Raw genomic sequence first — 25,154 nt, 5'->3', positions numbered from 1 at the left:
CCTTAGCGACGCACACCGAAGTCGAGCAGGCTCTGCAGCGTGTGCATGACGCGATCGAGCAGGAAGCCGATGATCCCGATGGTGAGCACCGCGACCATCAACCGCGCCAGCGAATCGGAGCTGCCGTTCTGAAACTCATCCCACACGAATTTTCCTAGACCAGGATTCTGCGCCAGCATCTCGGCCGCGATCAGCACCATCCAGCCCACTCCCAGCGACAGCCGCATGCCGGTGAAGATCAACGGCAATGACGACGGCAGCACGAGTTTGAACAGCTTGGTGGTCCACTTCAGCTGCAGCACGCGCGCGACGTTGAGCAGATCGCGATCGATCGAGTTCACGCCGACGCCGGTATTGATCAATGTCGGCCACAGCGAGCACAGGGTTACCGTGATCGACGAGATCAGGAACGACTTTTCGAACATCGGGTCCGCGGTCACATAGACTGCACTGACGATGATCGTCACCAATGGCAGCCAGGCGAGCGGCGAGACGGGCTTGAAGATCTGGATCAACAGGTTCAACGACGCGTTGATCGTCGTGCTCAGCCCGCAAAGGATGCCGAGCGGCACCGCCACCAGCGTCGCTAGCAGAAATCCGGTGAACACCGTCTTCAGGCTGGTCAGGATCTGATCGATGTACGTCGGCTTGCCCGTGTACTTCACCGGTTTTATCTCGGCATTTGGATCTTTCGCCAGCCTGGCGGCGTTGCGCTTCTCCTGCCGCTCGTAGAACGCCGCAGCCTTCTCACGTTCCGCTTGGTGATCCAGCCACAGGCTGTGCGCCTGCTTCGCGACCGCGATCGGACCTGGGATCTGGCCGAGGCTGGTTTGGATGCGACTGGCCGCCTGGCTCCAGGCGAACAGGAATATGGCAATCGCGAGCATCGGAATGCCCACTTGCCGCCACAGGCGTTCGAGCCACAGCGATTGCTTTGCTCTCACCTTCGCAGCTGGCGGAGGCGGAACTGTCTTCGCCTCGCTCGCAGAAGATGGTGGCTCCCGCGGGATGACCATGGGCGACGCAGACATCAGGTGGCTCCCTGCTTGGTCACAATGTTGCCGCTCGCAACCGCCTGGCCCTGCTTCAGCCCGATGGTGAGCTTCTGCAGATAATCATTGGGCTTGCGACCGTCGTACTCGACGCCATCGATGAATTCCCTGGTCGGCGGACGGTAGCCATCGCTATTCCAGGGAAAGTCATCCTGCTTCGCCTTCTTTTCTTCGATCAGCAGGCGCGCCGCCCGCAGATAGGGCTCGGTGAGGTACACCTTCTTCGCCATTTCGTGATACCACTGATCCGTCTGGCTCAGCGGGATCTGCCCCCAGCGGCGCATTTGCGTCAGAAACCACACCGCATCGCTGTAGTACGGATACGTTGCGTAGTAACGGAAGAACACATTGAAGTCAGGCACGCTGCGCTTGTCGCCGCGTCCAAACTCGAATGTGCCTGTCATGCTGTTGGCGATCACGCGGTAATCGGCGCCAACGTACTCCGGACGCGACAGGATCTGCGCCGCTTCCTTGCGATTCGCACCGTCGTTTGCATCGAGCCACTGACCGGCGCGGATCAGCGCCTTGAGCATCGCGAGATGGGTATTCGGATGTTTCTCCGCCCAGGCACGCGTGACACCGAACACTTTCTCCGGATTGTTCTTCCAGATTTCCAGGTCGGTAACGATCGGAACGCCGACGCCTTTGAAGATGGCTTGCTGATTCCACGGCTCACCGACGCAATAGCCATGGACCGTGCCCGCCTCCAGGGCCGCCGGCATTTGCGGCGGCGGCGTCACGGAAAGAAATACATCGGCCTTGATCTGGCCCGACACATCGGTCGGCGAATAGAACCCCGGGTGCAGTCCGCCGGCCGCAAGCCAGTAGCGCAGCTCGTAGTTGTGCGTGGACACAGGAAATACCATCGCCATCTTGAATGGCTTGCCCGACGCCCTGAATGCATCGACGGCAGGCTTGAGTGCGTCCGCCTTGATGGGATGAACCGGCTTGCCCTGCGCGTCAGTGGGCAAACGCGGCTTCATCAGATTCCAGACCTCGTTCGATACGGTGGTCGCGTTGCCATTCAGATCCATGCTGAACGAGGTGACGATGTCGGCTTTCGTACCGAACCCGACCGCCGCACCGAGCGGCTGTCCGGCGAGCATGTGCGCGCCATCGAGCTCGCCGGTGATGACTCGGTCCAGAATGACCTTCCAGTTCGCCTGCGGTTCGAGCGTTACATACAGCCCTTCATCCTCGAAGAAGCCTTTCTCATACGCGATGGCGAGCGGCGCCATATCGGTGAGCTTGATGAAGCCGATCTTCAGCTGCTCCTTCTCCAGCTCGAGCTCCGCTGCTGTCGCGTGCGCCGCACTCAACGCAGCGGCGGCGATCGCGCAAGCTCGAAGTATCTTTTTCAGCATGGGCTCCGTCACTCCGAAAGATTCAGGCCAAAAAAAAACGCCGCCGACTTCAGTGCACGCGCGTGGCGTGCAGTGGAGTCGGCGGCGTTGCCTGGCAAGCCCGCTGTTGGGCCGGCCGATGCGGGGCGACGAATCGTCCCGTTGTTTCTCAGGATTGCAACGACCGTGCCAGCGCCACACTCGAGCGCATGTTCCCGAAAAGTCAGCGACTTGCGAATCCGGAGCAAACAAACTTCCGACGCCGCTGGGCCGCGACGGAGCAAACATTCACAACAGTTGCACGATGGGCGTGCAGCCGATCAGGGATTGGCGTTGAGTTTCAGATAGGCAGGCAGATCGTCCGAATCGAAGCGCACGCCGTCGAAGAGCGCGTCGAGCTTGGTATCTGCAGAGGGAATATTTGTTGTTTCGCCCAGGGCCAGGCGATACAGATCCGGCCGATACGTCGCCCGCACTTGCGCGACATGCTCGGGGTCGAAAGCAACCTGTCCCCAGCGCACCATCTGCGAGTAGAACCACAGTGCATGACTCACCCAGGGGAACGTCGCGGCCTGCGACGCAGACAAGTAGAACTGCGACAAGTGCTCCGCCTCACTGCCCCGTTGCAGGTACAGGCGATTCGACAGGCCACGCAACAGAATCTCCGCCGGTGCACCGACGAAGCGCGGCTCAGCCAGCAAACGCGCCAGCTCCAGGTGGTTCTCGGGGCGCTCACACCAGAGCGCGGACTTATATAAGGAGCGCACCAGCGCCCGCAGACGATCCGGATGTCGCTGGGTCCATTCGAGCCGGCACCCCAACACCTTCTCCGGACTCAACGGCCAGATAGCAGTTGTCGGCAAAGCGATACAACCGACACCCACAGAGACGGCAAGACTGTTCCAGGGCTCGCCGACGCAGAAGCCATCGATCTGCCCTTCGCGCATGGCGTCGACGAGCAAGGGCGGCGGTATCACCACCAGCCTGACATCGCGATCCGGATCGATGCCCGAAGCGGCCAGCCAGTAGCGCAGCTCATAATTATGTGCGGAGAACGGATAGACCATCGCGAACGTGAACGACTGCTTGTTCGCCCGCTCCCGCGCACGCACGACATTTCGGAGTGCTTCACCGAGCGCACGCGGACCGGCCGACAGCGCCGCGCCTTCCGCAACCATCAAGTCCCACACGCGCAAAGATACGGTAATCGCATTGCCGCCGAGACCCAGCGACAGGGGCGCGGCCATCGGCACTTTGAGATGTCCGACGCCGAGTGTCGACGCGATGGCCATTGGCCCGAGCATGTGGGCAGCATCGAAGTGACCGACGACGACGCGGTCGCGAATGTTCGCCCAGGACGTTTCGCGCACCAGCCGCAGGTCCAGGCCTTCTTCCGCGGCGAAACCCTTCTCGACCGCGACCGCCAGCGGCGCGCAATCCATCAAGGGAATGAAACCGACGACCGTGGTCACGTCATTCATTTCAACAAACTCGACGCAGTCACGACGCTTTGCGCCACCTCGCTGAGCCGGCGGTTCTCGTTCATCGCCGCCTTTCGCAGCAGCGCATAAGCCGCCTCCTCGCTCATACCTCGCTGTTTCATCAGGATGCCTTTGGCCCGATCCACGATCTTGCGTTCATCCAGCGCCTGGCGCGCACTGTCGAGCTCTTCGCGCAGCTTGTTGAAGGCGTGGAAACGACTGATCGCCATGTCGAGCACGGCCTTCACGCGCTCCTTCTTCAAACCGTCGACCACATAGGAGCCGACGCCGGCATCGACGGCCGCGGCGATCATGTCCGTGTCGGAGCGATCGACGAACATGGCGATGGGCCGGCGCACGACGCGCGAGACCTGGAACATCTGCTCCAGCACGTCGCGGTTGGGATTCTCCAGGTCGATGACGATGACTTCCGGATCGATGTCGACGATCCGGCGCATGAGGTTGTGCATCTCACGCAGCACCGTCACGTTGTGATAGCCCCCCTCGCGCAAGCCTTCTTCAAGAATGCTGGCACGCATGACGTTCTGATCGACGATCAGAACGCGCAGAGAGGGCTCGGTTTTGGACCTGGCTTCGGGCATCGAATCATAAGGAGTGCAATGCCTGTGCCACTCCGACAACCCTTGCACTATGAGGAGGCGCGGCGCAATTCGCACCACTTTAAGTGCGCTCTGCGCAGCGCACGCACCACATCTGCGCAAACCGGTGCTCGCGACGGCGGCAAACGCAGCCCAAGTGCAGCCGGAACATCGTGGCATAGCGCTTGCAACATCGAGCACATCTTGGCTGCTCCAACGACGGGGCAGCACCAGTGACTGCCGGTAACCACCTCCGCTGATTGCGGCCTGTCGCAGTTCGCTGTCCCAACCACCCGTCTTCGAACGAGCTGTGCCTGTCCGCAGGCCTCACTCATGGGTGCAAGATGTCTGTGAAGAAGCTGGTCGTCATTGGCAATGGCATGGTCGGGCAACGTCTGCTCGAGCGGCTCGCGGCCGAAACCCCGTCGCACGAAATCACCGTGCTCTGCGAGGAGCCGCGTGCTGCCTACGATCGTGTGCAACTCACGAGCTTCTTCAGCGGCAAGAGTGCCGCCGATCTGTCGCTGGTCAGCGAAGACTTCTTCGAGCGCAATGACATCGCGCTGCATTTGAACGACAAGGCCCTCGGCATCGATCGCGAAGCGCGATGCGTGCGCACTGCGCAAGGTCGAACCTTGCCCTACGATCAGTTGGTGCTGGCTACGGGCTCCTATCCTTTCGTACCGCCCATTCCTGGCCGAGAACGGCCGAACTGCTTCGTCTATCGCACGATCGAAGATCTCGAAGCGATCCGCTCGGCGGCGGCACAAAGCAAAGTCGGCGTGGTCATCGGCGGCGGTCTGCTCGGACTCGAAGCGGCCAAGGCGCTGCGCGATCTTGGCCTGAAGACCCACGTCGTAGAATTCGCGCCACGCTTGATGGCCGTTCAGGTCGACGATGTCGGCGGTCGCGTGTTGCGGCAGAAGATCTCCGAGATGGATGTCGGCATTCACACTGGCAAGAGCACGACGGAAATCGTCGACGGCGAGCAGTGCAAGCACCGCTTGAACTTCGCCGACGGCAGCTCGCTCGAAGCGGATGTCGTGGTGTTCTCCGCCGGTATTCGGCCGCGCGATGAGCTTGCTCGCGCTTGCGGCCTGAACGTCGGCGCTCGCGGCGGTATCGTCATCGATCACGATTGCCGCACGTCCGATCCGGACATCTTCGCGATCGGCGAGTGCGCACTCTGGAACGGACAGCTGTTTGGCCTGGTCGCTCCTGGTTACCAGATGGCCAACGTCTGCGCGTCCCGCTTGCAGGAAACGGCAGAGCCGGCGTTCACCGGCGCGGATATGAGCACGAAGCTCAAGCTCATGGGCGTAGACGTGGCCTCGCTGGGCGATCCGCACTGCTCGAGCCCGGGCTCGCGCGCGTACGCTTTCGTCGATGAGCGCAAGCAGGTCTATAAGAAGCTGGTAGTGAACGAAGACGGCACGCGCTTGCTCGGCGGCATCCTCATCGGTGACGCCGACGACTACGGTGTTCTGCTCAATATGATGCTCGAGGGCACCGCCTTGCCGTCGAGTCCCGAAGAATTGATCGTGCCGAACTTCGGCGGCTCCGAACAGCCGAAGAAGGCCGGCGTTGCCGGACTGCCCGCGACCGCGCAGATCTGCTCCTGTAACAACGTCAGCAAAGGCGCGATCTGCTCCGCCATCGAGGCCGGCGCCACAACCATTGGCGCGTTGAAGTCGTGCACCAAGGCCGCAACTTCCTGCGGCGGTTGCGCAGCGCTGGTCACGCAGGTTCTGAAAGCGGAACTGGCGAGCCGCGGCGTCGCGGTCAACAACAATCTATGCGAGCACTTCCGCTACTCGCGCCAGCAACTGTTTCACCTGGTGCGCGTCGGCCAGCTGAAATCGTTCGAGGAAGTGCTGAAGAAGCACGGCCGCGGCACGGGCTGCGACATCTGCAAGCCCACCGTCGCGTCCATCCTCGCGTCGTGCTGGAACGAGTTCGTACTGAAGCGCGACAAGGCCACGCTCCAGGACACGAACGACTACTATCTCGCGAACATGCAGAAGGACGGCACCTACTCCGTCGTCCCGCGGATCGCCGGCGGGGAGATCACACCGGAGAAGCTCATCGTCATCGGCGAGGTGGCTAAGAGGTATGGCCTGTACACCAAGATCACCGGCGGTCAGCGCATCGATCTGTTCGGTGCGCAGGTCCACGAGTTGCCGCTGATCTGGCGCGAGCTCATCGATGCCGGCTTCGAGTCCGGACACGCTTACGGCAAGTCGGTGCGTACCGTGAAATCGTGCGTGGGTTCCACCTGGTGTCGCTATGGCGTGCAGGACAGCGTCGGCTATGCCATCGACATCGAGAACCGGTACAAGGGCCTGCGCTCCCCTCACAAGCTCAAGTTCGCAGTTTCCGGCTGCACCCGCGAATGCGCCGAGGCGCAAAGCAAAGACGTCGGCATCATCGCCACCGAAAAGGGTTGGAATCTCTATGTGTGCGGCAACGGCGGCATGAAGCCCCGTCACGCCGACCTGCTCGCCGGCGATCTCGATCGCGAGACGCTGATCCGCTACATCGATCGCTTCCTGATGTTCTACATCCGCACCGCCGACCGCCTGCAGCGTACGTCGGTGTGGCTGGACAACCTCGAAGGCGGCCTCGACTACCTCAAGCAGGTCGTCATCGAAGACAAGCTCGGCATCGCGGCCGAGCTGGAAGCCGACATGGCGCGCATCGTCAACACTTATGAATGTGAATGGAAGAAGGCCGTGGAGGATCCGCAGACTTTGAAGCGCTTCCGTCATTTCGTGAACAGCGACCGCACCGACGACAACGTCGTGTTCGTGCAGGAGCGCGGACAGATCCGCCCGGCGACCAACGAAGAACGCGCGCAGCGCCAGCGGGAGGCTGTATGAAGCACACTCACACCTGGAGCAGCGCCTGCTCGTTCGACGACCTGCTGCCCGACAGCGGCGTGGCCGCGTTGATCGACGGGCGGCAGATTGCGATCTTTCGAGTCGGCGACGCCATCTATGCGCTGGACAACTACGATCCGCACAGCGAGGCCAACGTGCTCTCGCGCGGCCTGGTCGGCGATCTGAACGGTGAGCCCGTCGTCGCCTCCCCGGTTTACAAACATCACTTCAATCTGGCAACCGGCCGCTGCGTCGAAGACGCCGACTACTCGGTGCGCGCGTGGCCGACGCGAGTCACCGACGGCAAGATCTGGATCAAGAGCCAGCCGCTGCGTAAGACCAGTCGTCGCAAGCTGGTCGTCATCGGCAATGGCATGGCGGGCATGAAGGTGGTCGAAGAGCTGCTCGGCATCTCCGGCCAGCCTTACGACGTAACCGTGTTCGGCGCCGAACCGGTTCCCAACTACAACCGCATCCTGCTCTCGCCCATGCTGGCAGGCGAGAAACGCTTCGACGACATCGTGCTGAACCCGATCGAGTGGTACCGGGACAATGGCGTCACCTTGCACCTGGGCGATCCGGCCGTCGCGATCGACCGGATTCGCCGTCGCGTGCGTTCACAGAACGGCACCGAAGCCGAGTACGATCGGCTGTTGATCGCGACCGGCTCCAATCCCATCATCCTGCCCGTCCCTGGCAAGGACCTGCCCGGTGTCGTGACGTTCCGCGATCTGCAGGACGTGAACACGATGCTCGAAGCCGCGCGCACGCATAAGAAGGCCGTTGTCATTGGCGGCGGATTGTTGGGCCTGGAAGCAGCCAACGCGCTGCTCAAGCAAGGCATGCAGGTCACCGTCGTGCACCTGCTGGAAACATTAATGGAACGGCAGCTCGATCCCGTTGCCGCTCAGCTCTTGAAACAATCCCTCGAGAAGCGCGGCCTGCGGTTCCACATGCCGGCGAAGACCACGGCCATCCTGGGCACCGATCGGGTCCGGGGCGTTCAGTTCGCGGATGAAACCATCATCGAGACGGATCTGGTCGTCATGGCCGCCGGCATTCGACCGAACACGGATCTGGCTCGTGCCGCCGGCTTGCGATGCGACCGTGGCGTGTTGGTCAACGATACGATGCAAACGTTCGACCCGTGCGTGTACGCCGTCGGCGAGTGCGTCCAGCACAGGAACAACACGTATGGTCTGGTCGCGCCGCTCTATGAGCAGGCGAGCGTCTGTGCGACCCATCTCTCCGAGCATGGCGTCGGTCGCTACCGAGGATCGATGCTGTCTACGCACCTCAAAGTCACCGGCATCGATCTGTTCTCCGCCGGCGATTTCCTCGGCGGTCCGGGCAGCGAGGCGCTCGTCCTGCGCGATGCAAAGCGCGGCATCTACAAGCGCATCGTGCTCGAGGACAACAAGGTGCGCGGTGCGGTGTTGTACGGCGACACTCGCGATGGCGCCTGGTATTGCGAGCTGATGAATGAAGGCCGCGATGTCGGTGCGTTGCGCGACAAGTTGATATTCGGCGAAGCGGTAGCCAGACGACAGTGAGCATCAGGACGACGTGCCCCTATTGCGGTGTCGGTTGTGGCGTGATTGCGCAAGCCGACACCGGGCGCGGCACGATCAAGATCAGCGGCGATGCGGCTCATCCCTCCAACTACGGAAGACTTTGTTCCAAAGGATCGGCGCTAGGTCAGACGCTTGGAACCGAGGGCCGGCTGCTCCATCCGGAAATCAACGGCCAGCGCGTGAGCATGGACGCCGCGCTCGGCCACGTTGCCGCCGGGTTCAAGCGCATCGTCGCGGAGCACGGGCCTGACGCCGTCGCGCTGTACGTCTCGGGTCAGTTGCTGACCGAGGACTACTACGTCGCCAACAAGCTGATGAAAGGTTTCATCGGCTCGGCGAACATCGATACCAACTCCCGACTGTGTATGTCCTCGGCCGTCGCCGGCCACAAGCGAGCCTTCGGCGAGGACGTCGTGCCTGTGTGCTACGAGGATCTGGAGCAGGCGGATCTGATCGTGCTCGTCGGCTCGAACACTGCCTGGTGTCATCCGGTGCTGTTTCAGCGCATCACGCAAGCGAAACAGCAGCGGCCGGACATGAAAATCGTGGTCGTCGATCCGCGGCGGACCATGACTTGCGAAATCGCAGATATGCACCTCCCGGTGCGCAGTGGCAGCGATGTCTGGCTGTTCAACGGACTGCTCGCCTATCTGCACGAGCAGGGCCATATCGCGAACGAATTCCTCGCCAGCCATACGGAAGGGTTCGATGAAGCGCTGCGCGTTGCCCGGGAATCGGCCGGCGACTTGAAACAGGTTGCCACTGCCTGCGGCATCGATACGGAACGATTGCTGCAGTTCTATCGCATGTTTGCCGACCACCCGCGGGTGATCACGGCGTTTTCGATGGGCGTGAACCAGTCTTCCGCGGGCACGGACAAGGTCAACAGCATCATCAATTGCCATTTGCTGACGGGCCGTATCGGCCAGCCCGGCGCCGGCCCGTTCTCCATCACCGGCCAGCCGAACGCCATGGGCGGCCGTGAAGTTGGCGGCCTTGCGAACATGCTCGCCGCCCACATGGACCTGGAAGACGCGAGTCACCGCGAACTGGTGCAGGGCTTCTGGCGCAGCCCACGCATCGCCGAGCGCGGCGGACTCAAAGCAGTCGAGCTCTTCGACGCTATTCACGCCGGCAAGGTAAAGGCCGTGTGGATCATGGCGACCAATCCGGTCGTGAGCCTGCCTGATGCCGACAAGGTCAAAGAGGCGCTGCGCCGCTGCGAGCTCGTTGTGGTGTCCGATTGTTTCTCCGGCACCGACACCAATGCGCTCGCGCACGTGTTACTGCCGGCGGCCGGCTGGGGTGAAAAGGACGGCACCGTCACCAACTCGGAGCGGCGCATCTCACGGCAGCGAGCATTCCAGCCGCTGAGCGGCGAAGCGCGGCCGGACTGGTGGTTGATGTGCGAAGTCGCGCGACGCATGGGCTTCAACGACGGCTTCAACTACGACAATGCGCACGAGATCTTCCTCGAGCACGCCGCTCTGTCCACGTATGGAAACGACGGCGAGCGCGCCTTCGACATCGGTGGCCTGGCGAAGATCACTTCAGCCGAGTATGACGACCTGGCGCCCATTCAATGGCCAGTCCCTGAGCGCAATCATCCCGGCACCGCGCGCCTGCTGGAGTCGGGACGCTTCTATCGTCGCAATCATCGCGCTCGCTTTGTGCCGACTGCGCCCCGAGCGCCCGCGCATAAGGCCGACGCAGAGTTCCCTTGGGTTTTGAACACCGGTCGCATCCGCGATCAGTGGCACACGATGAGCCGCACCGGTCGCGCGCCACAACTGAGCTCGCATTTGCCCGAGCCGTATATCGACATGCATGCGCAGGATGCATTGCTGTCAGCAGTGAGCGATGGGCAGCTCGCACGGGTTGAAACCCAGTGGGGCGCGCTAGTGGCGCGAGTGAAGACCAGCGGTGAAATGCCGCGTGGCTCGATCTTCGTGCCCATTCATTGGAACGGGGCCTATGCTTCGGACGCGCGCGTGGGCGCATTGGTCAACCCGGTCGTCGATCCGGTCTCCGGCGAGCCGGAGTTCAAACACACGCCGGCGCGTGTCATGCCGTTTCCCGTCAACTGGCATGGATTCATCCTGACGCGCACGCCACTCGCAACGTTGGATGCGACGTGGTGGACAGCGATTCAAGGCGCGCAGTTCATGCGATATGAGATTGCCGGGCGCGGCCGTCCGCCCAGCGTCGACTGGGCGCACCAAGCACTGCAAGTGAATCATTCCGACGCGGACTGGGTGGAATTCTCCGATCCCGCCTGCGGCGTATATCGGGGCGCGCTGTTGGTCGACGAGCGCATCGAGGGTTGTGTGTTCATTTCCCCGCGCACCGACCTGCCCTCGCGCACCTGGCTGTCCAACCTGTTCGCGAAGAAGCGCATCGGCAATGCGGATCGGGCGTCGCTGCTCAACGGCGGACCGACGGCAGCGTCGGAAGATCCGGGCCCGATGGTGTGCTCGTGCTTTGGCGTGGGGCGCAACACGCTGTGCAAGGCTATCGCCCAGGATCAGTTGAAGACGCCGCAGGACGTGGGTCGGAAATTGAAAGCAGGCACGAACTGTGGCTCGTGCCTGCCGGAGATCAGAATGCTGTTGGCGAAATGAGAACTACTGGAACAGCCCTTTGGAGGATTTGCCGCCCTGGCGCAGCACCCCGACGACGATGCCTTCGATGATCAGCGACTGCTCTTTCAGGTCGACGCGAATGGGCTCGAACTCTTCGTTCTCGGGCAACAGCCAGACGATCTTGCCGTCCTGCTTGTAACGCTTCACCGTCACTTCATTGTCCAGGCGCGCCACCACGACCTGGCGATTGCGCACTTCCGGCGTGCGATGCACGGCGACGAGGTCGCCATCCATGATACCGATGTCTTTCATACTCTGGCCGCGCACCTTGAGCAGGTAATGCGCGCGCGGCTGAAAGATCTTCGGGTCGATCTGATAACGGCCTTCGATGTGCTCCTCCGCGAGCATGGGCCTGCCGGCTGCAACTCGACCAATCAGCGGCAGACCCATTTGCTCACGAAGAGAGTCTTTCAATTGAATCCCGCGCGAGGCGCCCGGGATGATGTCCAGCACGCCCTTTTTCTGGAGCGCACGCAGATGTTCCTCGGCGGCGTTGGCCGATTTGAAACCCATCGCGCTCGCGATTTCGGCCCGCGTGGGCGGCATGCCGTTATCCCGCAGGGATTCCTGGATCAGTTTGACGATCTCGCGTTGCCGGGGCGTCAGTTCGGACACACGTCACCTGTATGGATAACCACCATTTGAGTATTTATACAGGAGTCGCTCGTAAGTCCGCAAGCCCGCAGCAGGTATCCACCGAGGGCCGCCGACCGCCAGGCATTTGACAGAGGTATTTGACGATATCTGGCCGCGCCCGCCGCTAGTCCGCCGCCGCGAGCCGCTGATCGGCATGCCCGGCAGACGGCCGCGCCGCCTCTTATATTCCCGCCGCATCAGGATGGGACCTAGACCTACATGAGACGAACTCCCAAACAGTCGGCGGGCTTCACGCTGCTCGAGTTGATGACCGCACTTTCGGTGGCGGGCGTGTTACTCGCCATCGGCGTACCGGCCTTCACTGACATCACCCGAAATAACCGCCTGACCACGGCGGCGAACGACCTGCTGCGCTCGACCCAAGTAGCGCGCACTGAAAGCATCAAACGCCAGGTGCCCGTGGTTGTCTGCGCATCCAGCGATTCCACCGCGGCGACGCCGACGTGCAACGATGGGGCGTTCTCGCAGTGGATCGTGTTCGTGGACACTGATGCCGACTGGAGTCCCGATGTCGGCGAGCCCGTGCTCGAACGGCACCCTCCCCTGGATCCGACGATCACCGTTCGCAACGACCTCAACGGCATCATCAGTTACGGCGCCAACGGCTTTGCCACGCCGCCCGTGTCCGGGGGCAAACTGGCCACCGATCGCATCGTGCTCTGCGACGCGCGCGGCAATGAACTGGTCGGGACCGACAGCTCCGCCGCCCGAGCCCTGGTCGTCGAGGCCACCGGCCGAGTCCGCATCACGAAGAAACGCACCGAAGTCGCCGAGGCGATCACGGGCGCCGGCGCTGGAGGCTGCCCGTAATGAACGCGCACCGTTTCCAGAGCGGCTTCACCATCGTCGAGGTCCTGGTCGCGCTCGTAGTACTGGCCGTCGGCATGCTCGGCATGGCGGGGCTGTATGTGACGACGCTGCGCTCCAGCGGCAGCGCGCTCTCCCGCATGCAGGCAGTGAATCTCGCCGCCGACATGGCCGACCGTATTCGCGCCAATCGCCTTGCCCGCGTGGCCTACCAAACAGGAACAACCACACCGGCGAAGCAGACGTGCGTCAACAGCGGCACCTGCACCCAGGAGCAGATGGCGGAAAACGACCTGTTCGTGTGGCAGCAGCAGATCGACGACGTGCTGCCAGGTGACAACCAGCGGGGCGAGATCGTTTACACCGCAGCCACGGTTACGGCGGCGGGCCCCGTTCCGGACAACTACGTCATCACGGTGCACTGGCAGGAGACTGCGGGCGGCGGCAACCAGGACACTGATGCCGACGGCGACAGCGATCTCCGCTACGTCCTGACGATGCAGGTCGACCCATGATCAAGCTCACGAGCACTAGCCGCACGCTCTCATCGACCCGTTCACGCGGACTTCAGCGGGGCGTGAGCTTGATCGAGCTCATGGTCGCCCTGGTGATCAGCCTCGTGTTGATTGGCGGCGCAATCCAGGTGTTCAGCTTCAGCCGCCGCAACTACGAGGTCAACGAAAGCGTCGTTCGGTTGCAGGAGACTGCGCGTTATGCACTGTCGGTGCTCGAACCGGACATCCGCATGGCCAACTCGTGGGGTCTCTCCAAGGGCGCCGATTTCGTGGTGCCTGCGCCCGGATTGCCCGGAAGCAATTGCGGCGCGGATTTCGCCCGCGTCGTGTCAGCGACGCTCGAGGCAAGCAACAATGCATATTCATTCGGCTGTGCCGCTGCCGACGGCGGCGCCGTCGCCAGCGCCGACACGCTGGTCGTAAGGCGCGCCTCGGCGGTTCCTTCGACGGTAACCAGCGGCAAGCTGCTGGTGTGCTCCACCCGCTCTTCGATTCAGCTCGTCCAAGACAGCACCCCGTGTATCGCCAACCCCATCGGTCAGGTGAACGATCTGATCGTCAACGCGTACTACATCAGTCGTAACGCAAGTTATCTCACCGACCTGCCGACCTTGCACCGCTTTGGCCTGGTGAACCCGAGCACGTTGGCCGATGTGGCAATCGTGCCGGGTGTCGAGGACATGCAGATCCAGTTCGGTATCGATCCCACCGGCAATCGGGGCATCGCTCAAGGCTACGTCAACCCTGATGCAGTCCCTGCGGGTGCGCAGATCGTTTCAGTTCGTCTGTGGCTGTTGGTGCGCGCCGAAACCGAGGAGACGGGCTACACCAACCAAGAGACTTACGAGTACGGCGATCGCGACGACGCCAACGGCACGACCGACGATCTGAACGCCACTGGCGCCGCGAAGGCAGCCTACAAGCCGAATGATGGTTTCAGACGCTTGCTGGTCTCCAGGACCATCCTGATCCGCAACGCCATGGGAATCTGACAATGACACGCACGTCCTTCGGATCTCGAACTTCTCATCGCCAGGCGGGCGCCGCACTGGTCGTCGGGCTCTTGCTGCTGCTGGTACTCACCATACTGGCCATCTCCGGCGTCAACTCCACCAGCCTGAACATGATCATGGCCGGCAACACCCAGTTCGCGCAGAACGCGTTCCAGTCGGCCGAAAGCGGCATCGAATTCTCGCTCGCCGCGAACAAATTCAATCCCGATCCGAACCTCGCTCCGGAGACGCAGACCGACAACTGCTTCACCGCCGTCAGCGAAGTGAAGCTCTGCGGCATGCCGCAGCCGGCATTGCCCGGCTCGAGCCTGAAAAGCTACTCCACCTATCACTTCGAGATCGACAGCAAGGGCTGCGCCAAGCGCGAGGCGAGCGCGAGGAATATGCAGGCCCTCGCCGTCATCGCCCCAGCCGACGCCACGGTCTCCCCCGTCGCAAACTGCCCTGCCGGCAGCGGCGGATTGGGAACGAAGCTCGAATAGCAAACATCGGGAACACGCTCATGTACCAAACATTCACTCGATCGATCGCCGCTCTTCCACGCGTCGCGGCTCTCGTGCTGCTGGCGACGGCCTGCGTCGCACCGCAGGCTCGAGCACAGTCCACCAAGCCGGCGCCGACCATACTGCTGGAAAACTCCATCGAGACCTACACCGAGGCCGTAATGCTGCCGACGGGCCAGCCGGGCAACCTTACGTTTCGTAACTGCGCCGAGCCCTGCAAGCTGCGTTCTCTCGAGGTGAGCGGGGAATCGAAGTTCTTCGTCGGCCGCAGCAGCGTCACGCTCGCCGAATTCAACGCCTATATCCGCAGCACCGGCCAGCAGTTCCTGATGGTGTTCTATAAGGCCGACCGGCCCACCGTCACCCGGCTGATGGTCTACGGAAAGTTGCAATAGCGATCGTTCGGAACAGCACAGCTCTTCATCACCAAGCTTGCCGAAAAACATCCTATGAACCGCTCCATCCAATGGACTTCGAGTCACCTGCGCCGCTGGGTGCGTGTGTTGACTTGCGGCTGCGTCACCGCCGCCGCGATGACGGGCACGGCGCGAGCCGACGACTCCGAGATATATATCAACCAGTCGGTCGTGGCGCCGAACATCATGCTCATCCTCGACACCTCGGGAAGCATGAATAGCACGGTCTCGACGCAACAGCCTTTCGACCCGAGCCGCAAGTACGTGACCGAAGCGACCGGAGCTTGCAACACCATCGCCGGCAGGGTGTTCTACGCCACGAGCGGTGATCGCTCTCCGCCCACCTGTGATTCCACCAATTACGTCCCGACGACGAACCAGAAATGCCAGAACGCGGAGACGCCACTGACGAACGTCGGCTCGTACCAGACCGATCGATTCACGCAATGGCGCGGAGGGACCAACTCCAGCTGGCAAAGCATCAGCAACGGCAGCCAGCAACCGATCGATTGCAGGAGCGACAGCGCGCCCTATCCCAGAGCCGGCGTTACAGGCCCGGCGGGTACGCCGTCCTACACCAATAACTATGGCAGCTCATACTGGGATGACTACCAAGGCACGCGGGCCACGCTCTACTCAGCCGACTACGTCGCCTACTACAACCAGTTCCGAAACTACGTTTCCTACGGCACGCGGCTGTCGGTGATGCAGCAAGCGGCGCGCTCGCTGCTCACCGCGGTGACGAATGTCAACGTCGGCCTGATGCGTTACAGCACCAACGTCCAATACACCGTAGACGACGGCACCAGGAACGGCAAAGACGTGATCAACGGCGGCGGCATGGTGCTCGCACCGGTAGCGCCTATCGCAGATAATCGCGCACAACTGATCGAAGCCATCGACAAGTTCGTTCCCCACGGCAACACGCCGTTATCGGAAACGCTCTACGAGGCGCACCAGTACTTCGCCGGCAAAGAGGTCTATTTCGGCGTCAACTCCGAAGGTTGTACGGAAGCGGACCCGGACGATTGCGACACCCCGGCCACCAAGCTGCCCAGCGTGGCGTCGTCCCGCGTCGGCGGCACCGCCGACAGCCCGAACTACGCCAGCCCGGCGAATCAAGCCTGTCAAAAGAACTACATCGTCTATCTGACCGACGGTGAGCCGACCCAGGACGCCAAAGCAAACAGCTTGATCGCAGCGCTGCTGACCGCCTCCCCGGGCACCGTCAAAGGCACAGGATGTCCGACCGACGCTGGCAGCGGACAATGTCTCGGCGCCTTGTCGGAATACATGTTCAATAAGGATCTGATCTCCGGCGTAGGTGACACTCAGAATGTCACGACCTACTACATCGGCTTTGGCGACGCATTCGGCGGCGACAGCAACCCGGCGTTCACCTATCTGAACGACGCCGCGCTGCGCGGCGGCGGCAAGGCCTACAAGGCTGGCGACCTGAGCGGCCTGACGGCCGTATTCAGCAACATCTTCGATACGATCTCCGAGAACAGCGCCACGCTGACCGCGCCGACCGTCGCCGTCAACGCATTCAATCGCACGCAGACGCTGAACGACCTGTACATCTCGGTATTCCAGCCGTCGGCCGGCATTCACTGGCCCGGCAACATCAAGAAGTACAAGATCAATCCAGCCGACGATAAAACGCTCTGGGCGCGCGGCGACACCGCTGCACTCGGCGAAAAAGGCATGTTCCTCGACAGCACCAGCGACTATTGGTCGACGACCAACTCGGACGGCTCCAAAGTGGGGTTCGGCGGCGCTGGCCGCCAGATTCCTGCGCCGGCCAGTCGCAACGTCTATACACACATTGGCGCTAATCCAACCGCGGCGGGAGGCGTGCTCCTCACGAACGACGCTAATGCCGTGCACATCGATAACGATCTGATCACGGACGCAACCCTCGGCACCAATGCGACCGCGCCGCTGCGCGACACGCTGATCGATTGGGCTCGCGGCGCCGACGTAGACGATCTGGACAAGGACAAGGTCACGGACGAACAGCGCTACGACATGGGCGATCCGATGCACTCGCAGCCGGCGGTAGTCATCTACGGCGGCACGAAGGCCGCCAAAAATCAGGACGACGCGGTGGTATTCACCGCGACCAACGACGGTTACGTGCACGCCTTCGAAACCACGACGGGCAATGAATTGTGGTCGTTCATTCCCCAGGAAATGCTGCCCGGCCTCAAGGGGCTGTACCAGAACGAGAACAGCATTACCAAGAACTACGCGATCGACGGCGACCTGCGAGTATTGAAGTACGACGTCAATGGCGACGGCATCGTCACTCCCTCCGAGAACGATCGCGTCCTGTTGTTCTTCAGCACCGGCCGCAATCCGACCGTCAGCCGCTACTACGCGCTCGACATCACGGAAAAGACCGCGCCGCGCTTCCTGTGGGCGATAGGCGATACGGTCCTGCCGGGGCTGGCGCAGGCCTGGTCGCGCGGGACCGTCAGTCGCGTCAACATCAGTGGAGCCGACCAGAATTCGCAGAAGCTGGTGTTGATCTTTGGCGGCGGCTACGACCCCATCGAAGAGGGCGGCACGTACGTCTCGACGAACGCTACCGGCAATCGCGTGTACATCGTGGATGCCCTGCGCGGCACGCTGCTCTGGTCGGCCGGAAAAGCAGATACCGACCTCAACCTCGCGCGCATGACACATTCGATCCCCTCGCCGATCAACGTGGTGGATCTGGATGGCGACAGCTTTGCCGACCGACTGTATGTCGGCGACATGGCCGCGCAGCTGTGGCGCTTCGATATCTTCAATGGCCAGACCAAGGACAAGCTCGTGACCGGTGGCGTCATCGCTTCGCTCGGCGCCAAGGATGCAGCCACGCAGAACGCCGCCAGCACGCGACGGTTCTACAACTCGCCGGATTCCTCGCTGATGCAGGGAACCGGCGGTCGTCCGTTCATCAACATCGCAATCGGCTCGGGCTATCGAGGCCACCCGCTGGCGACCACCAACGAGGATCGCTTCTACTCGGTCCGCGACTATCAGCCGTTCGCGAAGCTGGAACAGACCGCTTACACCAACTACGACATCGTCCTCGATACGGAGCTCGACGACATTACGACCAACTTCAAGCCGACGCTCGCCGCGAACTCGCCGGGCTGGAAGCTGCAGCTCAACTACCCGTCGTATCAAGGCGAGAAGGTGCTGTCCTCCTCCAGCACGCTGCAGAACGTGATCTTCTTTACCTCGTACACCCCGAGCGCCAGCGCGACGAGCAACACGTGTTCCGTTGCCGTCGGCTCGAACCGGGTGTACGCCATCAAGGCGCTCGACGGCTCGCCCCTGCCCCGCCGCGACTCCGGGACCAATCCGAATCCCGGCCCGAACGATCCGCCGCCGCCTCCGCTGGGCGCCGAGGACCGCTACGACGGGCTCGACCAGCAGGGCATTGCCCCGGAAGTCACGGTGCTGTTCCCGGAGCAGGACAAGATCACCTGCTTGTCCGGCGTCGAAGTGCTCAGTGTTTGCCGGGATTTCAACAGCCGCATCAAGACCTACTGGCGCCAGACCAATGCGAACTAAAACCTGGGTGTCCGCACAACGCGGCATAACTCTGATCGAGCTGCTGACGGTGGTGGCGATCGTGGCGCTGCTCGGCACGATTGCCATGAGCAGCTATCGCAGCAGCGTGCTTCGCGCCAACCGAGCGGAGGGAACGACGACCTTGCTGAGGGTTCAGGCCGCGCAAGAGAAGTTCTATCTGAACGAGCAGGCGTACACGAACAATCTGACCCAGCTGGGAATCCCCGCGTCCACCGAACGCGGCCTCTACCAGATCCAGGTGTCGAATGTGACTGCCACCGGATATACGGTGACTGCGACTGCTGCCGGCGGGCAAACCGGGGACACCGAGTGCTCGACACTCACTATCGATTCCACCGGCAGGCGCACGCCGAGTCCGGCGACGACCCGGTGCTGGCGATAATCTCGTCAGGCGATCCGGCTTGCGTCAGACGATCCGGCTTGGTGCATACAAGGCGCGACGGGTGAAACTGTCGCGTCTTCACGACGAAAGCACGGATGTGCTTTATCGAGTTGACCCAATCTTGTATCCTCCGCGCTCGGCCAAGCTGGCAGCTTTTACAACAAAAGAAGCTAGATAGCCTGATGCACGGGAACCAGCCATTACTCTCGTGTATTAGAAGGCCGTGAAAATTTGTCGCTCTGGTCCTTTTTTATCCGACCCGAAGGGGAAAGAACTCATGAAGAACACCATCTCCACCTCGCTGAAGGCAGGTATTGCTGCGTTGGCGCTCGTTGCTGCCAGCGGTTGCGTCTCGCAGAAAGCCGTTGATGAAATCAAGGCCACTGCCGACAAGGCCGTGCAGGACGCTGCTGCTGCCAAGGCTGCCGCTGACTCGGCTGCCAGCGCTGCTCAGTCCGCTCGTTCCGCTGCTGACAGCGCGCAGAGCGCTGCCAACCAGGCGCTGCAGGCCGCTCAGGCCAGCCAGGCCTGCTGTGACGCTACGAACGAGAAGATCGATCGCATGTTCAAGAAGTCGCAGTCGAAGTAATTCGACTCGAGTTCGACCGAACAGACGCCGCGGAGCAATCCGCGGCGTTTTTGTTTGTGACGTAAAAAAGGCCGTGGATCGCTCCACGGCCTTTTGCAAATGTGGCGGACCCCACAGCCTTGGCCTGGACTAACTCGGTGGTTTAGGTGACCTCGGCCGCGGGATCCGCGTGCGCAGTTTAGCAGTGCGACCCGCTGCGCGTGGGAGCGGTGCTAGTTACCGCCGTCGATGACCTGAACGGTCGATGCGGGATGAAGCATCACCGGCTCGGGGATACCGCTGGCGCTTTCGAACGTGCGCTCGGCCTTCGCCCAATCGATGACCACGGAACGGTCCTGAGTCGCGCCCACCAGCAGCTTGGTGATGTTGGTGAGGCTGTGCGCCTCGGCGCTGTCCGTGCCTTCCAGCGGCGTGTGCACTTCCATGAAAAGCTCATCGCCGCGCCAGCCCATCTTGTATGGCTGATCGACCAGACGTACCGGCGTATTCACCGGCACCATGGGATAGAGCTCTTTAATGTCTTCCGGGAACATGCGCACGCACCCGTGGGTGACTTGCATGCCCACGCCCGAAGGCCGATTCGTGCCGTGGATCAGGTACGCGCCGCCCGGAATGCCCAGACGCATCGCGTACTCACCCAGAGGATTATCCGGGCCCGGCGGCACCGCTTTGGGCAGCGGACGTCCGTCTGCCGCATGTTCCTTGCGCACCGACTCCGGTGGATACCAGATCGGCTTCTCGCGCTTATTCACGATGCGCGTGAGACCCAGCGGCGTGTGCCAATCCATGCGTCCGACACTGATCGGATAAGTGCGAACCACGGCCGCTTCGTCCGCCTTGTGAGGCGGAAAATAAAACAAGCGATGTTCGGAGAGGCTGACCACGATGCCTTCGCGGGGCCCGTCAGGAAGAATGTAACGCGACGGAATCACCACCTCGGTGCCCGCCCCCGGCACCCAGGCATTGACGCCCGGATTGGCTGCCACGATCTCCTCGTAGCCCACGCCATAGCGGCGGCCGATGTCGAGCAGCGTGTCTTCGTGCGCGGCTACCACCTTCTGCACTTCGCCGATGACGGTGTCCTTGCCGACCGGCAAGGTATAGGTCGCTGCGAATGCGTTCGTGGTCGCTGCCAATAGCAGCGCGGCGCGGATCAGAGAACGGATCTTCATGATGGGCAAAAAGTGTAGCAGTTGCGCGCGGTCGAGAGTGTGAGCTGGGCGACTTCCCTGCCAAAGTCAAACAGACCTGTCAACTTCTTAATTATGGGGCTGCGAGCGATTTCAAGCCACAGCCGACGCCTGCTCCTTCAGCAGGTTGCTGATCTGGGTCGGCACGCCCTTGCGCGCTTCGACCAGACCGACGCGGATGGCGTTCGCAAACGACACGGTGTCGGCGCTGCCGTGGCTCTTGATCACCACACCGGTCAGACCCACCATGCTCGCGCCGTTGTACGTTCGCGGATCGAATTCTTTGCGCAGCGACCTCAGCACCGGCCACGAGGCCAGCGCACCCACATAGCGCAGCGGGTTGCGCGTGTATTCGGTCTTCAACGCGCCGACCAGCATGTTGGCCAGCCCTTCCATGGTCTTGAGCGCGACATTGCCGGTGAACCCGTCGGTGACCACGACGTCCGCTTCGCCGGAGAAAATATCGTCGCCTTCCACGAAGCCGATGTAATTCAGCTTGCTCGCGGCCAGCAAACGGGCCGCGTCCTGCACGACGCTATCGCCCTTGGTTTCTTCTTCGCCGATATTGAGAATGCCGATTCGCGGACGCTCGATGCCGTGCATATCGGCCGCGACCACCGAACCCATCACCGCGAATTGAAACAAATGCTCGGCGCTGCATTGAGAGTTCGCACCGAGGTCGAGCATGTGCGTGTGGCCGTGACGGGCACGGATGCGCGAGATGATCGCGGGCCGGTCGATCCCTTCGATGGTCTTGAGAACGAAGCGCGCCGTGGCCATGAGCGCACCGGTGTTGCCGGCGCTCACGCAAGCATCCGCCTCTCCTGATTTCACCAGGTCGATGGCGACGCGCATGGACGAGTCTTTCTTCTTCCGCAGGGCCTCCTGCGGTTTCTCGTCCATGGTCACAACCTGGGACGCTTCGCGCAGCTGAATACGCGACAGCAACGGCGCAGCCGCGCCGTTCAACAAGGTCTGAACAGGTTCTTTCAGGCCGACCAGCGTGATTCGCAGGTCGGCATCCTTCTGCAGAGCCGAGAGCGCCGCAGGCACGGTGACCGAGGGGCCGTGATCGCCCCCCATGGCGTCCACCGCGATGGTTACCGGCCGGTTGCTCAGATACGGTACTCGGAGCTAACGACGGCGGGTTATTCGTCGCTATCGGACTTTTCTTTGGTCGCGATCACTTTCTTGCCGCGATAGAAGCCATCCGGCGAGATGCGATGACGGGAATGGGTTTCACCGGAGGTCGGATCGACCGACAGCGCCGGGCGCTCGAGGCCGTCGTGCGAGCGGTGCATGCCGCGCTTGGACGGGGTCTTTCGGCTTTTCTGAACAGGCATGACTGATCTCCAAACTATCCAATACCGACATCGAGACGCTCACTGCTTGCGCAGCAGGTCCCGCAAATTCTGGAACGGCTGATGGGTGGTCGCTCCGGCCGCGTCATCCGCGTCCTCGGCGTCGTCCTCACGTTCCTCTGTCGATGCAATCTCTCCGGGCGCCACCTCGGCGCCGCAGTCCTCGCTCTCGTGCATCGGCACCAGCGGCAAGGCAAGCAGCGCCTGCTCTTCCGCCAACCAGGCCAGATCGAGCCGCGAGGCTTTGACGACCACCGGCTCGTAGCCACCCGGCTCGTCGCTGCGCTCGGCATCGACGAGTATCACCTGGAAGGTGTCGTCGAGCTCGATATCCACCGGCCGCATGCAGCGCTGGCAGGTCAGCACGACCGTGCCCTGCAGCTCGCCGGCCACGGCGGGCTTGCCCTCGAACTCACTGAACTGGAATTCTGCCTCGATCGACGAACCTTCCAGGCCGCCAGCTTCGCGCACGCGCGGCAGCTCGGCAGCGGAAAATCGTCGTGCAATCGTTCTTCCCGCCCGCGCGCAGACCTCTGCATCGACGATATTGTCTGCGGGGACGGCCGGGGGTCGCGGCATGGGGCGCGTATACTAGCGGCGACCCCCCATGGTGTCAAAAAAAGAAAGGCGTAAATGTTTGTTTTCTCACAGCTTGTAATCCAGCCTGCGGCTGGGTGCCTAGACGCCGCCCTGGTGCGGCCCCAGGATCGCCCATGAGCCCCCCGGCAGCCCCCTCCAACGGCCTGAGGCTGGTGCTCGCATCCACCTCCACCTATCGACGCCAACTGCTGGATCGGCTGGGAATTCCGTTCACGGTCGCGGCATCCAATGTCGATGAGGAGCCGCTCCCCGGCGAGTCGGCCGTGGACCTTGTTCAGCGCCTGGCCCGGGCCAAGGCCGAGGCGGTCGCCCGCCGGCACACCAACAGCCTGATCATCGGCTCGGACCAGCTGGCGCTGTGTGGCCGGGATGTCCTTGGCAAACCGGGGTCGGGGGAGCGCGCCGTGGCCCAGCTGAAGTCGCTCAGCAGCCAGCGGGTGGTGTTCCACACTGCCGTGCACGTCATCAATACCAACGGGCCCAGCAACGAAGGCCATGTCGACCTGACGACCGTGCATTTCCGCCAGCTCAACGAGGACGAGATCAAACGCTATGTCATGCGGGACAAGCCATACGACTGCGCGGGCGGTTTCAAGGTGGAATCCTTGGGCGTGGCCCTGTTCAACCGCATCGAGTCGCAGGATCCGACGGCGCTGATCGGCCTGCCGCTGATCTGGCTGGCCGGCGCGTTGCGCCGAAACGGCTTCGATCTGCCTTAAGTCAGCCGTTGGCGGCTGGCAAGAACAAACCCCGACCCCTAACGGCTGAACTCCTCCTTGAGCTTGTCGATCACCGCCTGCCAGTCAGGCGGTGGCGGCGCGCTCACGGTGAAGGGCTTTGCGCCCTTGCGCTCGAAGCTCAGCGACTGCGCGTGCAGGAACATGCGCTGCAAGCCAAACGGCTTCAGCTTCGCATCCCGCTCGCGGTCGCCGTATTTCTCGTCGCCCGCGATCGGATACCCGGCATGCGCCGCGTGCACACGTATTTGATGCGTGCGGCCCGTACCCAGAGAGATATCCAACAGCGTCGCCAGCTTGCCGAAATGCTGGATCGGCTTGAAGGTCGTGATCGCCTGCTGGCCGTCCGCATGCACGCGCACCACTCGCTCGCCGCCCTGCTTCAGATTGGTCTTCAACGGCAGATCGATGGTCTTGGAGCCGAACGGCCAGCGCCCGACGACCAGCGCGAGATAGCGCTTTTCCATGTCGCGCTCTCTTAATAGAGCGTGCAGCTCGCGAAGCACGGCCCGGCGCTTGGCGATCATGAGCACGCCGCTGGTATCCCGATCCAGCCGGTGCACCAGTTCGAGCTCCTTCAGCTCGGGATGCGCGGCACGCAGCGCCTCGATCACGCCCGCGCTCAACCCGCTCCCACCGTGAACGGCCACGCCGGCCGGCTTATTAACGACGATCAGGTCGCGATCCTCATGAATGATGGCGCCCGCGACGAATTCGCGCAGTGACCGCGAAGGCGCGCTGCGTTCGGCCGCCCGCTGCTCCTCGGTCTTTCGCTGCAGGGGAGGCAATCGAACCCGATCGCCCTCGGCGAGCCGCGTTTCGGGCTTCGCGCGCTTGCCGTTCACCCGCACCTCGCCCGTGCGCAAGATCCGATAAATCAAGCTCCGCGGCACGTCCTTGAGGATGCGGCTGAGGAAGTTGTCGATGCGTTGTCCGGCATCGCCCTCCCCAGCCTCCACATAGCTAACGCCAACCCCTTGACCGGCCCTAGTTGATGACTGGGAGGGAGAATTTGTGTCGGGTGATTTCGGGGGGGCGGTGCGAGGCATGCGGGGCAGACTTGAGAAGCGCTCGTAACTTATTGATTGACCATTGATTGGACGATAGCCCTGTGATATGTTCCGCGACGATTTCAGGTTCGTGCGCGTCCAGACACAGATCTTAGACACCGATCAGTCGAGCGACGCTCGCGCACCGATACGCGGCACTCTAGTGGCTTCGCT

At 62.3% G+C, this 25,154-nt stretch carries 22 protein-coding genes; 12 read left to right on the top strand and 10 right to left on the bottom strand.

What is annotated here, in order from left to right:
• Positions 1-2: 2 nt before the first annotated feature.
• From EK373_RS25615 to EK373_RS25600, 4 genes are all read right to left on the bottom strand, one after another.
• Positions 3-887, bottom strand: coding sequence for an ABC transporter permease (locus EK373_RS25615; protein WP_407676220.1), 885 nt, complete (start codon positions 885-887; stop codon positions 3-5).
• A gap of 143 nt (positions 888-1,030) precedes the next feature.
• Entirely contained in the window at positions 1,031-2,416 is a 1,386-nt protein-coding gene (locus tag EK373_RS25610; protein ID WP_129647283.1) for a CmpA/NrtA family ABC transporter substrate-binding protein, read from the bottom strand.
• A 299-nt stretch (positions 2,417-2,715) separates the two neighbouring features.
• Positions 2,716-3,876 (bottom strand): CmpA/NrtA family ABC transporter substrate-binding protein, encoded by a 1,161-nt coding sequence (locus tag EK373_RS25605; protein ID WP_129647281.1) that lies wholly within the window; start codon positions 3,874-3,876, stop codon positions 2,716-2,718.
• Positions 3,873-4,478, bottom strand: coding sequence for an ANTAR domain-containing response regulator (locus EK373_RS25600; protein WP_129647279.1), 606 nt, complete (start codon positions 4,476-4,478; stop codon positions 3,873-3,875). The genes EK373_RS25605 and EK373_RS25600 overlap by 4 nt, the downstream gene beginning before the upstream one ends.
• Before the next feature lie 341 nt (positions 4,479-4,819).
• Here EK373_RS25600 and nirB point away from each other — a divergent pair, with 341 nt between their 5' ends.
• The 3 genes from nirB to EK373_RS25585 are packed head-to-tail and all read left to right on the top strand — an operon-like array spanning position 4,820 to position 11,549.
• Complete coding sequence (nirB, locus tag EK373_RS25595) at positions 4,820-7,354, top strand: nitrite reductase large subunit NirB (protein ID WP_129647277.1); 2,535 nt, start codon at positions 4,820-4,822, stop codon at positions 7,352-7,354.
• On the top strand, positions 7,351-8,907 hold the full coding sequence (gene nirD, locus EK373_RS25590; protein WP_129647274.1) for a nitrite reductase small subunit NirD: 1,557 nt from the start codon (positions 7,351-7,353) through the stop codon (positions 8,905-8,907). Before nirB ends, nirD begins: the two co-directional genes overlap by 4 nt.
• Positions 8,877-11,549: a molybdopterin-dependent oxidoreductase gene (locus tag EK373_RS25585; RefSeq protein ID WP_129647272.1), complete on the top strand. Its 2,673-nt coding sequence runs from the start codon at positions 8,877-8,879 to the stop codon at positions 11,547-11,549. Before nirD ends, EK373_RS25585 begins: the two co-directional genes overlap by 31 nt.
• Positions 11,550-11,552: 3 nt before the next feature.
• Here EK373_RS25585 and lexA read toward each other — a convergent pair whose 3' ends face one another.
• A complete protein-coding gene (lexA, locus tag EK373_RS25580; RefSeq protein WP_129647270.1) occupies positions 11,553-12,185 on the bottom strand; it encodes a transcriptional repressor LexA in 633 nt (210 codons plus the stop codon).
• Between the two features lie 240 nt (positions 12,186-12,425).
• Here lexA and EK373_RS25575 point away from each other — a divergent pair, with 240 nt between their 5' ends.
• The 8 genes from EK373_RS25575 (at position 12,426) to EK373_RS25540 (ending at position 20,043) form a co-directional block, all read left to right on the top strand.
• Positions 12,426-13,037, top strand: coding sequence for a GspH/FimT family pseudopilin (locus EK373_RS25575; protein WP_129647268.1), 612 nt, complete (start codon positions 12,426-12,428; stop codon positions 13,035-13,037).
• Positions 13,037-13,549, top strand: a complete 513-nt coding sequence (gene pilV / locus EK373_RS25570) for a type IV pilus modification protein PilV (protein WP_129647266.1) — start codon at positions 13,037-13,039, stop codon at positions 13,547-13,549. The genes EK373_RS25575 and pilV overlap by 1 nt, the downstream gene beginning before the upstream one ends.
• The gene (locus EK373_RS25565) at positions 13,546-14,541 is read left to right on the top strand and encodes a PilW family protein (protein WP_129647264.1); all 996 of its coding nucleotides are present in this window, start codon (positions 13,546-13,548) and stop codon (positions 14,539-14,541) included. The genes pilV and EK373_RS25565 overlap by 4 nt, the downstream gene beginning before the upstream one ends.
• Before the next feature lie 2 nt (positions 14,542-14,543).
• The gene (locus tag EK373_RS25560; RefSeq protein ID WP_129647262.1) at positions 14,544-15,044 is read left to right on the top strand and encodes a pilus assembly PilX N-terminal domain-containing protein; all 501 of its coding nucleotides are present in this window, start codon (positions 14,544-14,546) and stop codon (positions 15,042-15,044) included.
• A 20-nt stretch (positions 15,045-15,064) separates the two neighbouring features.
• Positions 15,065-15,460: a hypothetical protein gene (locus EK373_RS25555; RefSeq protein ID WP_129647259.1), complete on the top strand. Its 396-nt coding sequence runs from the start codon at positions 15,065-15,067 to the stop codon at positions 15,458-15,460.
• A 54-nt stretch (positions 15,461-15,514) separates the two neighbouring features.
• Positions 15,515-19,051 carry a pilus assembly protein gene (locus tag EK373_RS25550; RefSeq protein ID WP_129647257.1) on the top strand — a complete coding sequence of 1,179 codons (3,537 nt, stop codon included), beginning with the start codon at positions 15,515-15,517 and terminating at the stop codon, positions 19,049-19,051.
• A complete protein-coding gene (locus tag EK373_RS25545) occupies positions 19,041-19,454 on the top strand; it encodes a type IV pilin protein (protein ID WP_129647255.1) in 414 nt (137 codons plus the stop codon). The genes EK373_RS25550 and EK373_RS25545 overlap by 11 nt, the downstream gene beginning before the upstream one ends.
• Before the next feature lie 277 nt (positions 19,455-19,731).
• Positions 19,732-20,043, top strand: a complete 312-nt coding sequence (locus tag EK373_RS25540; RefSeq protein WP_129647253.1) for an alanine-zipper protein — start codon at positions 19,732-19,734, stop codon at positions 20,041-20,043.
• A gap of 212 nt (positions 20,044-20,255) precedes the next feature.
• On the opposite strand, the gene EK373_RS25535 is transcribed toward EK373_RS25540, so the two are convergent.
• The 4 genes from EK373_RS25535 to EK373_RS25520 form a co-directional block, all read right to left on the bottom strand.
• Complete coding sequence (locus EK373_RS25535) at positions 20,256-21,215, bottom strand: L,D-transpeptidase family protein (protein ID WP_129647251.1); 960 nt, start codon at positions 21,213-21,215, stop codon at positions 20,256-20,258.
• A gap of 111 nt (positions 21,216-21,326) precedes the next feature.
• Complete coding sequence (gene plsX, locus EK373_RS25530; protein ID WP_407676219.1) at positions 21,327-22,352, bottom strand: phosphate acyltransferase PlsX; 1,026 nt, start codon at positions 22,350-22,352, stop codon at positions 21,327-21,329.
• Between the two features lie 29 nt (positions 22,353-22,381).
• Entirely contained in the window at positions 22,382-22,576 is a 195-nt protein-coding gene (rpmF, locus tag EK373_RS25525; RefSeq protein ID WP_129647247.1) for a 50S ribosomal protein L32, read from the bottom strand.
• 39 nt (positions 22,577-22,615) lie between these two features.
• A complete protein-coding gene (locus tag EK373_RS25520; protein WP_157994533.1) occupies positions 22,616-23,065 on the bottom strand; it encodes a YceD family protein in 450 nt (149 codons plus the stop codon).
• 242 nt (positions 23,066-23,307) lie between these two features.
• On the opposite strand from EK373_RS25520, the gene EK373_RS25515 reads away from it, so the two are divergent.
• A complete protein-coding gene (locus EK373_RS25515; protein WP_129647243.1) occupies positions 23,308-23,913 on the top strand; it encodes a Maf family protein in 606 nt (201 codons plus the stop codon).
• 38 nt (positions 23,914-23,951) lie between these two features.
• On the opposite strand, the gene EK373_RS25510 is transcribed toward EK373_RS25515, so the two are convergent.
• Positions 23,952-24,980 carry an RluA family pseudouridine synthase gene (locus EK373_RS25510; protein ID WP_129647241.1) on the bottom strand — a complete coding sequence of 343 codons (1,029 nt, stop codon included), beginning with the start codon at positions 24,978-24,980 and terminating at the stop codon, positions 23,952-23,954.
• Positions 24,981-25,154 lie beyond the last annotated feature (174 nt).

This window comes from Peristeroidobacter agariperforans (assembly GCF_004138335.1).
GTDB lineage: Bacteria > Pseudomonadota > Gammaproteobacteria > Steroidobacterales > Steroidobacteraceae > Steroidobacter > Steroidobacter agariperforans.
Note: the sequence above shows the minus strand (reverse complement) of the source record. Positions and strands in the feature narration are given on the sequence as shown.

What these genes read in the sequence shown, in the direction of transcription:
- EK373_RS25615 (WP_407676220.1), bottom strand. Translation starts at nt 887, where the DNA reads ATGCTCGCGATTGCCATATTCCTGTTCGCCTGGAGCCAGGCGGCCAGT.
- EK373_RS25610 (WP_129647283.1), bottom strand. Translation starts at nt 2,416, where the DNA reads ATGCTGAAAAAGATACTTCGAGCTTGCGCGATCGCCGCCGCTGCGTTG.
- EK373_RS25605 (WP_129647281.1), bottom strand. Translation starts at nt 3,876, where the DNA reads ATGAATGACGTGACCACGGTCGTCGGTTTCATTCCCTTGATGGATTGC.
- EK373_RS25600 (WP_129647279.1), bottom strand. Translation starts at nt 4,478, where the DNA reads ATGCCCGAAGCCAGGTCCAAAACCGAGCCCTCTCTGCGCGTTCTGATC.
- nirB (WP_129647277.1), top strand. Translation starts at nt 4,820, where the DNA reads ATGTCTGTGAAGAAGCTGGTCGTCATTGGCAATGGCATGGTCGGGCAA.
- nirD (WP_129647274.1), top strand. Translation starts at nt 7,351, where the DNA reads ATGAAGCACACTCACACCTGGAGCAGCGCCTGCTCGTTCGACGACCTG.
- EK373_RS25575 (WP_129647268.1), top strand. Translation starts at nt 12,426, where the DNA reads ATGAGACGAACTCCCAAACAGTCGGCGGGCTTCACGCTGCTCGAGTTG.
- pilV (WP_129647266.1), top strand. Translation starts at nt 13,037, where the DNA reads ATGAACGCGCACCGTTTCCAGAGCGGCTTCACCATCGTCGAGGTCCTG.
- EK373_RS25565 (WP_129647264.1), top strand. Translation starts at nt 13,546, where the DNA reads ATGATCAAGCTCACGAGCACTAGCCGCACGCTCTCATCGACCCGTTCA.
- EK373_RS25560 (WP_129647262.1), top strand. Translation starts at nt 14,544, where the DNA reads ATGACACGCACGTCCTTCGGATCTCGAACTTCTCATCGCCAGGCGGGC.
- EK373_RS25555 (WP_129647259.1), top strand. Translation starts at nt 15,065, where the DNA reads ATGTACCAAACATTCACTCGATCGATCGCCGCTCTTCCACGCGTCGCG.
- EK373_RS25550 (WP_129647257.1), top strand. Translation starts at nt 15,515, where the DNA reads ATGAACCGCTCCATCCAATGGACTTCGAGTCACCTGCGCCGCTGGGTG.
- EK373_RS25545 (WP_129647255.1), top strand. Translation starts at nt 19,041, where the DNA reads ATGCGAACTAAAACCTGGGTGTCCGCACAACGCGGCATAACTCTGATC.
- EK373_RS25540 (WP_129647253.1), top strand. Translation starts at nt 19,732, where the DNA reads ATGAAGAACACCATCTCCACCTCGCTGAAGGCAGGTATTGCTGCGTTG.
- EK373_RS25535 (WP_129647251.1), bottom strand. Translation starts at nt 21,215, where the DNA reads ATGAAGATCCGTTCTCTGATCCGCGCCGCGCTGCTATTGGCAGCGACC.
- rpmF (WP_129647247.1), bottom strand. Translation starts at nt 22,576, where the DNA reads ATGCCTGTTCAGAAAAGCCGAAAGACCCCGTCCAAGCGCGGCATGCAC.
- EK373_RS25515 (WP_129647243.1), top strand. Translation starts at nt 23,308, where the DNA reads ATGAGCCCCCCGGCAGCCCCCTCCAACGGCCTGAGGCTGGTGCTCGCA.
- EK373_RS25510 (WP_129647241.1), bottom strand. Translation starts at nt 24,980, where the DNA reads ATGCCTCGCACCGCCCCCCCGAAATCACCCGACACAAATTCTCCCTCC.